Source organism: Stenotrophomonas sp. YJH_SMC_138 (genome assembly GCF_059369855.1).
In genome coordinates this window covers 258,854-271,341 of the sequence record NZ_JCAFTB010000003.1, presented here as the reverse complement: position 1 = coordinate 271,341, position 12,488 = coordinate 258,854, and the positions used below count along the sequence as shown (strand labels likewise).

4 protein-coding genes are annotated in these 12,488 nt (G+C 69.5%); all 4 read right to left on the bottom strand.

Annotated elements, in window-relative coordinates; genetic code table 11:
* Positions 1–31 precede the first annotated feature (31 nt).
* The 4 genes from xpsF to AC5P7I_RS09320 all read right to left on the bottom strand — a co-directional run bounded on the left by xpsF (position 32) and on the right by AC5P7I_RS09320 (position 12,327).
* Complete coding sequence (xpsF, locus tag AC5P7I_RS09335) at positions 32–1,252, bottom strand: type II secretion system protein XpsF (protein ID WP_032956504.1); 1,221 nt, start codon at positions 1,250–1,252, stop codon at positions 32–34.
* A 24-nt stretch (positions 1,253–1,276) separates the two neighbouring features.
* Positions 1,277–2,998, bottom strand: a complete 1,722-nt coding sequence (gene gspE / locus AC5P7I_RS09330; protein ID WP_014035931.1) for a type II secretion system ATPase GspE — start codon at positions 2,996–2,998, stop codon at positions 1,277–1,279.
* Positions 2,999–3,134: 136 nt separating this feature from the next.
* Positions 3,135–4,988, bottom strand: coding sequence for a S8 family peptidase (locus tag AC5P7I_RS09325; RefSeq protein WP_142235425.1), 1,854 nt, complete (start codon positions 4,986–4,988; stop codon positions 3,135–3,137).
* A gap of 157 nt (positions 4,989–5,145) precedes the next feature.
* Positions 5,146–12,327 carry an ESPR-type extended signal peptide-containing protein gene (locus AC5P7I_RS09320; RefSeq protein WP_262088340.1) on the bottom strand — a complete coding sequence of 2,394 codons (7,182 nt, stop codon included), beginning with the start codon at positions 12,325–12,327 and terminating at the stop codon, positions 5,146–5,148.
* Positions 12,328–12,488: the final 161 nt, after the last annotated feature.

Genomic DNA, 12,488 nt, shown 5'->3' with positions numbered 1-12,488 from the left:
CGGAGTGTCGGGGTTGCAGGGAGTGCCATCGTCAACCGATGGCATTGGTCAGGTCATACAGCGGCACCAGCACGGCCACGATCACCGCGCCGACCACCGAGGCCAGCACCAGGGTGATCGCCGGCACCATCGCCGCCAGCATGCGGTCGATGCGCCGGGCGCTGTCCTGTTCGAAGGTGTCGGCGGCCTTGAGCAGCATGGTATCGAGTGCGCCGGATTCCTCGCCGACCTGGATCATCTGCAGCGCCAGGCGCGGGAACCGCTTGCCGCGCGACAGGGCCAGCGACAGGCCGGCGCCGTTCTTCACTTCATCGGCGGCCGTTTCGACGTCAGCGGCCAGGGCGCGGTTGCCCAGCACGTTGCGCGCGATGCCCAGTGCCCCCAGCAAGGGGACGCCGTTGCGCAGCAGTGTGCCCAGCGTGCGTGCCAGCCGGGCGGTTTCCAGCTCGCCGATGAGGCGACCGATGCCACGCCGCTGCAGCAGCCAGCCATCCAGCGCCAACCGGAACGCCGGTTGCCGCGCCTTGCGCTCGAAGAACAGTACCAGCACGCCGGGCACCACCAGCAGCAGCACCCACCAGTCACGCACGAACAGGCCCAGCTGCAGTACCGCGTTGGTGAACCACGGCAGCGCCACGTCCAGGCTTTCGTACATCTGCGCGAACTGCGGCACCACGTAGCCGAGCAGGAACAACAGCGCGCCACCGACCACCACCAGCAGGATCGCCGGGTAGACCAGCGCGTTGATGACCTTGCCCTGCAGCGCGCGGCTGCGCTCGAGGTAGTCGGCCAGGCGTTGCAGGGTTTCATGCAGGCTGCCACCGGCTTCGCCGGCGCGCACCATGTTCACGTACAGGCGCGAGAACAGCCCATGCTGGCGCTCCAGCGCGGTGGACAGCGGTGCGCCACCGCGCACCACGTCGCGGATGTCGGTGATCGCGCGGCGCGATCGTTCGTCCTCGGGCAACCCCAGCAGGATCGACAGCGCGCGGTCCAGCGGCTGGCCAGCACCGAGCAGGGTCGCCAACTGCTGGGTGAACTGCAGCAGCGCGGCCCCCTGCAGCGGGCGCTGCTGCAGCAGGTTGCGCCAGCTGCTGCCGCCGATCGCGCCGGCGTCGGCCAGCTGCGTCTCCATCGGCAGGTGGCCCTGGTCCTGCAGGCGCGCGATCAGCTCGGCCTCGCTGGCCGCTTCCATCTGCCCATCGAAGACCTCGCCATGCGGATTGAGCGCCTTGTAGCGATAGTTCGGCATGTCAGCCCCGGCGTCCTGCACGCATCAGCTTTCCTCGGTCACGCGCAGCACTTCCTCGATGGTGGTCTGCCCGCTCAACGCCTTGGACAGGCCATCCTCGTACATGGTGCGCATGCCGGCCTCGCGGGCGATGCGCTCGATCTCGCCCATGCCATCGCGGCGCATCACCGCACGGCGCAGCGCATCGTTCATCACCAGGAATTCCATGATGGTGGTACGCCCCAGGTAGCCGGTCGGTGCCAGCGCAGACGGCTTCGGGCGGTACAGGTGGATCGGCCCTTCCGGCTGCAGGCGGCGCAGTTCGAACCGCTCGATCTCTTCCGGCGAGGCTTCGTAGCGCTCGGCGTGGGTCGGCTCCAGCCGGCGTACCAGGCGCTGGGCCAGGATGCCGTTGATGGTGGACGTGAGCAGGTAGTCCTCCACGCCCATGTCGAGCAGGCGGGTGATGCCACCGGCGGCGTTGTTGGTATGCAGGGTGGACAGCACCAGGTGGCCGGTCAGCGCCGACTGGATGGCGATGCGCGCGGTTTCCAGGTCGCGCATTTCACCGATCATGATGATGTCCGGATCCTGGCGCACGATGCTGCGCAGGGCATTGGCGAAGTCGAGGCCGATCTGCGGCTTGGCCTGGATCTGGTTGATGCCTTCTATCTGGTATTCCACCGGGTCTTCGACCGTGATGATCTTGACGTCGGCGGTGTTGAGCTGGCTCAGCGCGGTGTACAGCGTGGTGGTCTTGCCCGAGCCGGTCGGGCCGGTGACCAGCAGGATGCCATGCGGCTGTTCCAGCACCTTGCGGAACTGCGGCAGGAAGGCATCGGTGAAGCCGAGCCGGTGGAAATCGAACACCACCGTTTCGCGATCCAGCAGGCGCATCACCACGCTTTCGCCATGCGCGGTCGGTACCGTGCTCACGCGCAGGTCCAGCTCCTTGCCCTGCACGCGCAGCATGATGCGGCCGTCCTGCGGCAGGCGGCGCTCGGCGATGTTGAGCCGGGCCATGATCTTGATGCGGCTGATCACCGCAGCGGTGAGGTTGGCCGGCGGGCTTTCGCCCTCCACCAGCACGCCATCGACGCGGTAGCGGACCTTCAACCGGCTCTCGAACGGTTCGACATGGATATCCGAAGCGCGCAGCTCCACCGCACGCTGGATCACCAGGTTGACCAGGCGGATCACCGGTGCTTCCGACGCAAGGTCGCGCAGGTGCTCGATGTCGTCGACCGCACCGCCCTCGCCATCCGCGGTTTCCACGATCGCGCCCATCGCGCTGCGGCCCTGGCCGAACCAGCGCTCGACCAGGTCATCGATCTCCGCGCGCATGCCCAGCACCGGTGTCACCGGGACCCCAAGGGCCAACTGCACGGCCTGCTGTGGATAGGCGTCGTGGGCATCGGCCAGCCACAGCCGCACCCCGTGTTCATCCAACTCCAGCGGGCACACATGGAACTGCTTCAGGAAGCGCAGCGACAGCGGAAGTCCCTCGGCCAGCGCCTGCGGCGGGGCCTCCGGCACCTGCTTGCCCTCCAGCAGCGGCAGGCCCAGCACCTCAGCGCTGGCCTGTGCCTGGTCGCGTTCAGACACCAGGCCCAGGCGCACCAGCAGGCCCAGCAGACTGCCGCCGGCCTCGGCATGCAATGGCCGCGCGCGTGCCAGGTCTCCTTCCTTGAGCCGGCCGCGCGCCAGCAACGCATCCAGGATGCGGCCTTCGGCGTCGTCGGTAACGGTTGCAGCGAGCGCGTTCACGTGACTCTCCTGTCAATCGGCCCGACTTTAGCAGTTAAGCCGTGATTTCCGCCGCCCTGCGGCCACCTTTCGTAAAAAGACGAAGCCCGTCACACAGGGTGACGGGCGTCGGCCGTTCAACTACGACACGAGGTGATTACTGCGTGGCGAGAATGCTCACGCCGTTGTATGCCGCTTCGCCCACCACCTTGATGTAATAGGTGCCCGCCACCGGCTTGTTCACCCGCACCGTTTCGGACGTGCCGGGACGGGTCGACTTGCCGTCGTTGTCGCTGGCGCTCGGCTCACGCCCCTGGGCAATGTAGACCGAGACGTTGCCGGTGCCACCGTAGGTGATCACGCTGAGCTGCTTTCCGGCAACGGCTTCGAAGCTGTACAGCTTGCTGCTGCCGGCAGCACCGTTCAGGCCGCCGACTGCGGCCTTGTTGGTCAGCGGCGTGGCCGCCGGCCCGCAGTTTTCGGTGCACGGTTCTTCCAGTGCCTTGGCCAGCGCGGCCTTGGCATCAAGGATGCCGGTACCGATCGGGGTCGCCGCCGGGATGGCGACCGGGAACGGACGCGCCGTTTCCTTCAGCAGGGTACGCATCGCGGCCGGGGTCAACGGATCCTTGCCCTTGGCGATCAGTGCGCTCTGCACCAGTGCCGCAACGGCGGCCACATGCGGCGAGGCCATCGAGGTACCGCCCATGCCCATGTAGCCCGGCGTGCCCGATTCCGGCGTGGTGGCCGCATTGGAGCCGGTCTGCCAGATGTAGCCGCCCGGGTTGCCGTCGACACTGCCGCCACCGCCCGGACCGGACAGGTCCACGCGGGCTCCATAGTTGGAGTAGTAGGTGATGCCACCGGTGATGCGGGTGGCACCCACGGTCACCACGCCTTCGCAGCTGGCCGGCTGGTACTTGGACGCGTTGTCGGCTTCATTGCCGGCAGCCACCACCACCGTGGTACCGCGCGAGATCGCGCCGTTGATCGCGTCCTGGTAGGTGCTGGCGCAGGAACCACCGCCCCCCAGGCTCATGTTGATGATCTCGGCCGGATTGGTGTTGGCCGGAATGCCGGTCACGGTACCGCCGGAGGCCCAGGTCACCGCATCAGCGATGTCGGACAGGTAGCCGCCGCACTTGCCCAGCACGCGGACCGGCAGCACCTTGGCCTTGTAGGCGACACCGGCCATGCCGACGCCGTTGTTGGTCTGCTCGGCCACGGTGCCAGCGACGTGGGTGCCGTGCCAGGAACTGTCGTCGGCCAGCGAGCCGTCATAGCACTCGTTGTCGTTCTCGACCCAATCACCGTAGTCCTGCGCACCCGGCACGCGATCGTTGGTCGGGCGCCGCGAGGTCTCCGCATCGCTGATGAAGTCGTAGCCTTCCAGCAGGTTTCCGACCAGGTCCGGATGCTGCGGCAGGACGCCGGTGTCGATCACTGCCACCACGATGCCCTCGCCCTGCGAGACATCCCACGCCGCCGGTGCGTTGATGCCGCCGACCGCATTGTGCAGATGCCACTGGTTCTGCTGGTAGAAGGGATCGTTCGGCACCAGCGCCGGCTGCACGTTGCCGGCACGCAGTTCGCTGCGGCGCAGCTTCACGTCGGCTTCGGCGTACTGCACCGACGGATCGGCCTTCAGTTCCTTCAGCACGCGCTGCAGTTCGGCCGGTGCCAGGCGGCCCTGCACACGGATGAGGTCCGCACCGGTAGACAGCTTGCGGACCACCTGCGGGCCGAGCGTGCTGGCGCGTGACGTGCCGCCGGAGAGACTGGCACGGGTCAGTGCGGACTGCACGGTGGACAGCTTCGCCGAGCGGTCGGTGGCGGCAGCAGCGCCGGCCCGGTACTTGACGATGATGCGCTCGGTACCCGGCTGGGCGGTGCTGGCCTGGCGCACCGGTTCACGGGTCGGCAACCCGGCGGCGTGGACGGCACCGACCGCCGTCATCGACAGCACGGCGGCGGCAAGCACATTGATGCGAAGGTTCTGCTTCTTGATCACGTCGAATTCCTCTTCTGGGTCATGGATCGAACCAACACTGCGGCCATCATTCCTTGACGACTCCCGGCCGGCCCAGCCGGGATTGCCGTGACCTCCCCCCAGGCCCTCACTGCAGGTACGGCGCCGGCGTGGGTGGCCGCCGGCGCGATGGAGTGGCTTACCAGCCGAAGCCGGCACCGACGCCGACCGAACTGTCGTCACTGCTGAAGGCGCCGCCGAAGGTGACCGTGGCGCGATCGCTGATCGCACGCTGGTAACCCAGCGACAACGCCGACTCGCCACCCTGGAAACCGATGCCGACGCCGACACGGTTCTGGGTGCGGATACCGGCGGCACTGGTGGCCATGTTGAGCATCGCTGCGCTCATCGCGCCCTGGCGGTCGATGCGGCGGTCCATGTGGCGCAGGCGTCCGTCGATCTCGCCCTTGAACACATCGAAGCTGTCGGCAACGGCCTGGACGCGGCTGTCGGTGTAGCTGTTCGCCGTCGCCATGCCACGGTCCAGCTGGCCCTTGTTGACGGCGTCGGTGGCGGTGGTGCCGGCGGCGACGTTGGTGACCTGGCGTTCGTTGCCTTCGCTGCCCACCGAGACCGTGTTTGCACGATCGGCAACCGAGCCCTGGCCCAGCGCCACGGCATTTGCCGCCGTGGCGCTGGCGCCCTGGCCGATGGCCGTGGACGAAGCGCCGCTGGCTACCGCGCCATCGCCCATGGCCACGGCGTTGAAGCCGGTGGCCGGGGTGCCGACCGGAATGCCCGCCCCCGCCGCGGCCACCGTCGGCGTGCCCTGCACGCGTGCGGTACTGGCCGGCGCGGCATCGGCCGTTGCCGGTGCGTCGGCCACGCTGGCCTGCGGGCTTTCATCCAGCGAAGCACTCATTGCGCGCAGGCTGGACGCGCCTGCACGCGTGCCACCGGCAGTACGACGGTCAATCTCACTGACCTTGCGGTCCAGCGCGCCCAGCGCATCGCCGACATTCCTGTAGGTGGCGCCCTGGATCACGTAGTTCGGCGCCACGAACACACCCTGCATGCCGACGCTGGCACCACCGCCGAGGAAGCTGGCGGCATCACTGAGCGACTGGAACAGCTGCCCGCCATTGATCGCCTGGCGGCTGCCGGCGGCGATGTTGCCCGCGCCGACGTTGTCGATGGTGGTGCCCTGGAAGCCGGACAGGGTCAGGCGGTCACGGCTGGCGTCGTCATAGCCGACGGCGCTGGCCGCCGTGGTCTCGACCGTGGCGATGCGCGAGTCGAAATCACCGACACGGGTTTCCACGGCGCCCACGCGCTGGTTGGTGACGTTGAGCTGCGAGCCGGTGACCGCGTCGCTGCTGCCGGCGGCGATGCGGCCGTCGGCCACATTGACGATGCGGCGCGCGGCCGGGCCATCGGTGCCGTTGCCACCACCGACCGACACCACGTTGGCGTCGAGCGCACGCGAGCCCGCACCCAGTGCCACCGAGTTCGCACCGGACGCGCCGGCACTGTTGCCCAGTGCAAGCGCACCGTTGCCGATGGCCATCGCGTTGGCACCCAGCGCATTGCTGCGTGCGCCGCTGGCACTGGCGGCCGAACCGATCGCTGCGGCATCGCTGCCGCTGGCACTGGCGGTACCCGCGCCGCTGGCCTTGACGTAGCGTGCGGTGCCATCGGCGGTCGCCGCGACCGCATCGAGCTGGCCACGATTGACTGCATCGGTGCGCTCGGTACCGGCGGCGACACGGGTGATCTGACGATCACTGCTGGCACTGCCGACCGACACGGTGTTGGCACGATCAGCCACCGAGCCTGCGCCCAGTGCGATGCTGCCGGCCGCCGAAGCGTTGGCACTGACACCCACCGCGGTAGCGTTCGCACCGGTGGCCTTGCTGCCGTAGCCCACCGCAGTACCCAGTCGACCACTGGCTTCGGCGTAGCTGCCCAGCGCCGAGGCGCCATCGGCCGAGGCAGTGGCGCGGAAACCGCTGGCCTGCGACTGCGTGCCGCTGGCCGTGGCCTGCGCGCCGCTGGCGGTGCTGTAGGCGCCCTTGGCCTGGGCGCCGGCGCCGGTAGCGCTGGCGCCGAGTTCACTGGCGCTGGCAGCGCTGCCCACGGCCACGCTGTCGACACCACTGGCCTGTGCGTTGGTACCCAGTGCCGCCGCGTTGCTGCCGGTCGCCAGGGCGTCGGCGCCTACCGCCGTGGCGTTGGCGGCCATCGCGTTGGCGCCACTGCCCAGCGCGGTGGCACCGTTGCCGATGGCGTTGGACGCGTTGCCGGCGGCCAAGGCGTTGTCACCGTCCACCAGGGCACCGGCCTCGCCATCGGCGTTGCCGCTGGCCTGGAACTGACGGCTGGTCCTGTCGGCGACGCTGGCAACGGCATCCAGCTGGCCCTTGTTCACCGCGTCGGTGGCTTCGGTACCGGCTGCCACATGGGTCACCTGGCGTTCGCCACCGGCCTTGCCGACGGCCACGGTGTTGTCACGGTCGGCCTTGGAGCCGGCACCGAGGGCGACACTGTTGCTGCCGTTGGCGGTGGCGTTGGCGCCCAGGGCCGTGGCATTGCTGCCGGCGGCCCACGAGTTCCAGCCGATTGCCGTGGCGTAGTCTTCGGTCGCCCATGCGCCGGCACCGAACGCCGCCGCACCGGTGCCACTGGCACGCGACGGGATCAGGCCGAAGAAGGTGCTGCCACCGATGGCCACGCTTTCCTCGCCGCTGGCCTCGCTGGACTGACCCACCGCCACGGCACCGGTACCGGCTGCAGCAGCACCGAAGCCGACGGCGGTCGTGTTGGCACCACTGGCCGCCGAGCCGTAGCCCAATGCGGTGCCGAGGCGTCCACTGGCCTCGGCATAGCCACCGACGGCAGTGGTGCCATCGGCAGAGGCGGCACTACGGAAGCCGCTGGCCAGGGCCTGCGTGCCGCTGGCGTTGGATTCGGTGCCGGTTGCCGTGCTGTACGCACCGCTGGCCTGTGCACGCGCACCGACCGCGCTGGCGCCGAGCTCGCTGGCGCTGGCACCGGTGCCGAGCGCAAGGCTGTCTTCACCGCTGGCCTGCGCTGTGCTGCCCAGCGCCGCCGCATTGTTGCCGGTGGCCAATGCATCGATGCCCACGGCCGTGGCGTTGGCCGCCAGCGCGTTGGCACCGCTGCCCAGCGCGGTGGCCCCGTTGCCGATGGCGTTGGCCGCATCGCCGGCCGCCAGCGCGTTGTCGCCCTCGACCAGTGCCCCTGTTTCGCCATCGGCGTTGCCGCTGGCCTGGAACTGCCTGCTGGTCTTTTCCGCTGCGGCGGCTACGGCGTCGAGCTGGCTCTTGTTGACCGCATCATTGCCCTGCGTGCCATCAGCCACGTTGGTGATCTGGCGGGTGTTGCCACCGCCGCCGACCGACACGGTGTTGTCGCGGTCGGCGATCGAATCGGCACCCAGCGCCACGCTGTTGGCAGCGCGCGATTCGGCGGCGTTGCCCAGCGCGGTGCTGTTGATGCCACCGGACCAGGCGCCGCCACCGACGGCGGTGGAGTAGTTGCCCGATGCTTCGGTGGCCAGCACGCCGAACAGCGATCCGCCGACGGCGACGCTGTTGGTGCCGGTGGCCAGGCTGCCCTGGCCAGTGGCGGTGCTGTAGGCACCGGAGGCTTCCGAATCACCGCCCAGCGCCACGCTGTTGGAGCCGGAGGCATTGGCGAAGTTGCCGAAGGCCGTGGCATTGAAGGCCGAGGCCTGTGCATAGCCACCGATGGCGGTGCTGTAGCCGCCGGTCGCCTCGGCACCGATGCCGAACGCTGCCGACGCGGTGCCACTGGCGACACTCTCGCTGCCGACCGCGGTGGCGCCGCTGCCACTGGCATTGCTGAAGTACCCCACTGCCACCGCCTCCTCGCCGGAGGCTTCGGACAGCACGCCGGTCGCGGTGCTGCCAGCACCGCTGGCGATGCTGGCCGCACCGAACGCCGCACTCTGCTCGCCACTGGCCTCGCTTTCCGCACCCTGCGCGGTTGCGTATTCAGCGGTCGCCTGTGCATTTGCACCGACCGCGCTGGCGTTGGCGGCGCTGGCCAGGGCGTTGACGCCCAGTGCCTGCGCATTGCTGGCCAGCGCGTTGGCGCCACTGCCGAGTGCGGTGGCCCCGTTGCCGATGGCGTTGGCCGCATCACCGGCGGCCAGCGCGTTGTCACCGTCCACCAGTGCACCGGCCACATCACCGCCGTTGCCGCTGGCCTGGAAGAAGCGGCTGGTGGTGGCTGCCGCGCCCGCCACGGCATCCAGCTGCGCCTTGTTCACCGCGTCGGTGGCCTGGGTACCGGCGGCGACGTTGGTCACCTGGCGTTCGTTACCGGTGCTGCCGACCGAAACGCTGCGGGCGCGGTTGGCGACCGAGCCGGCGCCCAGTGCGACGGCGTTGCTGGCGCTGGCGTTGCTGCCGGCACCGAGCGCGATCGCGCTTTCACCACCGGCCACCGTGTTGGTGCCGATGGCGATGCTGTTGAGGCTGTTGCCCAGCGCCTGGAAGCCCAGCGCCACGCTGTTGTCGCCATAACCGAATGCGCCGCGACCGACGGCGGTGGAGCTGGTGCCGTTGGCCCAGCTGTTGTAACCGATGGAGGTCGCACCACTGCCACTGGCCCAGGCCGCGTTGCCGAATGCCGAGGCATTGGTGGCCGTTGCCCAGGCGCCGGAACCGAACGCACTCGCCCCGCTTGCGGTAGCCCAGCTGTAGCCACCGACGGCGGTGCTGTCGTCACTGCTGGCGAAGGCGCTGTCGCCAACCGCAACCGCGTAGCTGCCGGCCGCACGCGACTTGCCGCCAGCCGCGAAGCTGTTGTCTCCGCTGGCCCTGGCGGCGTTGCCGAACGCACTGCTGGCAGCGCCGGTCGCCTGCGCACCACTACCGACCGCCGTGGCGTCGGCAACGGCAGTGGTGCCGACCTGCTGTGCCGTACCGTCGGCACCGATGATCGGCTGGTTGTACTCGTCGTAGGCCTGGCCGAGGCCACCGATGGCAACACCGCCATTGCCGGTGGCGTTGCTGTTGCGACCCACCGCCACGGCGTCGTCGCCGATGGCCGAGGCTGCTGCGCCCTGTGCAACCGCGCCAGCGCCGATCGCATTGCTCGACGAACCCGCCGCAACCGCACCTTCGCCCTCGGCCAATGCACCGGCATCGCTGCCTGCTTCCGGCTGGGCCTGGAAGAAGCGCGCTGTGCTGTCGGCGGTGCTGGCCACCGCGTCGAGCTGCGCCTTGTTCACTGCATCGGTGGCTTCACTGCCCGCGGCGACGCTGGTGATCTGCCGTTCGTTGCCGGCACTGCCCACGGCCACGCTGTTGGCACGCACCGCTTCGGAGTTGGCGCCGAGCGCAACGCTGTTGGCACCGCGTGCGGTGGCGTAGTAGCCCACGGCGGTGCTCTGCGCGCCGCTGGCCCAGGTCTGCGCGCCGAGCGCGCTGGCGTTCTCGCCCGGTGCGTAGGCGAAGTAGCCGACCGCAGTCGCTTCGGCGCCGGACGCTTCGGTCAGGCTGCCGTTGGCCACCGCGCGATCACCGCTGGCGATGGCGCCGGCGCCGACGGCGGTCGACGCTTCGCCGCTGGCCTGGGTCTGCACGAAGAAGCCCAGGCCTGGAATCAGATCGGCCGGGCCGCCGATGGCCACGCTGCTGGTGCCGGTGGCATTGCTCTGCGTACCCAGCGCGGTGGAGTAATCACCGATGGCATTGGCAACCGCACCGAACGCGGACGACTGCGCGCCGGCGGCATATGCGCCAACGCCATAGGACGACGCGGCGAAACCACCGGCCTCGGCACTCGCACCCACCGCAGTACCCCCGACACCGGCACTGGTGGCGCCGGTTTCCACCGGCACGCCGCCACTGGTGATCAGCGGATTGCCATCGGCATCCACCGCAGCACCACCGACGGCGACGCTGCCGGGGCCGTTCGCCTGTGCATTGTTGCCGAACGCGGCACTGTTCTGACCTGAGGCCAGTGCGTTGTTGCCCACCGCGGTCGCGTTCTGTGCGACGGCATTGGCGCCCGCGCCCACGGCGGTGGTGCCGTTGCCGATGGCGTTGGCCGCCTCGCCAGCCGCCAGCGCCTCGTCGCCCTCGGCCAATGCACCCGCATCACTGTTGCTGCTGCCCGTGGCCTGGAAACGCTTGGCGGTGGCATCGGCCACGGCGGCGACGCCCTTCAACTGGCCGACGTTGACCGCGTCGGTGTCTTCGGTGCCCGCCGCGACGCTGGTGATCTGCCGGGTCAGGCCGTATTCGGCGGCGCCGACCGACACGGTGTCGACACGGTCGGCCAGCGAGCCGGCGCCCAGCGCCACGCTGCCGGTGGCGACCGCCGCCGAGTTGGACCCCAGCGCGGTGCTGTACTCACCCACGGCAGTGCTGAACGCCCCCACCGCGATCGATGCTTCATTGGCGGCAGTGGCGCCGCGGCCCAGTGCGGTGCTGCCCGGGCCCATCGCCACGGCACCACCGCCGACGGCCGTCGCGCCATCGGCAGTGGCTTCGGACAACGCACCGAGTGCGGTGGCCGCGCCGTTCTCGCTGGCTGCGTACGCGCTGGCGCCGACGGCTGTATCGCCAAGCCCGAACGCGGCCGCGCTCTGCCCGACCACCACGCTGGCATCGCCGATGGCCAGGGCGCCCTGGCCGAAGGCACTGGCGCCGAGACCGGCGGCAATGGCCTGGGTTCCGATGGCGGTGGTGGCGTTGGCCAGCGCCTGTGCACCGGCGCCGGCCGCGACTGCGCCCTGCCCCTCGATCTTCGCCGCGTCGCTGTCATCGCCTGCGCCGTCGGCCTTGAAATAGCGGTTTCCATCGGCGGCTACATCAGCCAGCGCGGCCTGCGTGGCGCGCGCCTGCGCGTCCAGCTGCGCCTTGTTCACCGCATCGGTGCCCTGCGTGCCAGCAGCCACGTTGGTGATCTGCCGCTCCTTGCCGGCATCGCCGATGGACACGGTATTGGCCCGCGTGGCCTTGGAGCCAGCGCCCAGCGCCACGCTGTTGGCGGCGCTGGCATTGCTGTTGCTGCCGATCGCCACCGCGTTGCTGCCCTTGGCCGTGGCCGAGCCTTCGATCAGGCACTTTTCCAGCAGCTTGCCGCTGAATGCAACGCAGGTGGCGCTGCCGCCGATCTGCACCGACTGTGCCGTCGCGCTGCCGCTCATGCCCAACCCCAATACCAGGCCCAGTGCCACCGCCAGCAGTGCGGGCGTGGCCTGTGTCGCATCGCGGCGCTGGTCGACGACCCCGCCACTGCTGCTGTCGGAGGAGGCCAGTTCCGAGGCCACCACCAACTGACCCAGTGCTTTGTTCCAGACCTTGCGATAAATCCGATTCATCGGTACGGCTCCTGATTGGACTGGTTTTGGGCAAAGCAACGCCACCGCTGGGCTTTCCGGCCCAACGTCCCCTGGGGGCGTTTATTCGCGTGATTTACTGCGGGGTATTGCCGAACGGCGCGCAGCGACAGAAAACCGAGCGCGTGCGCCAACCGGTTACT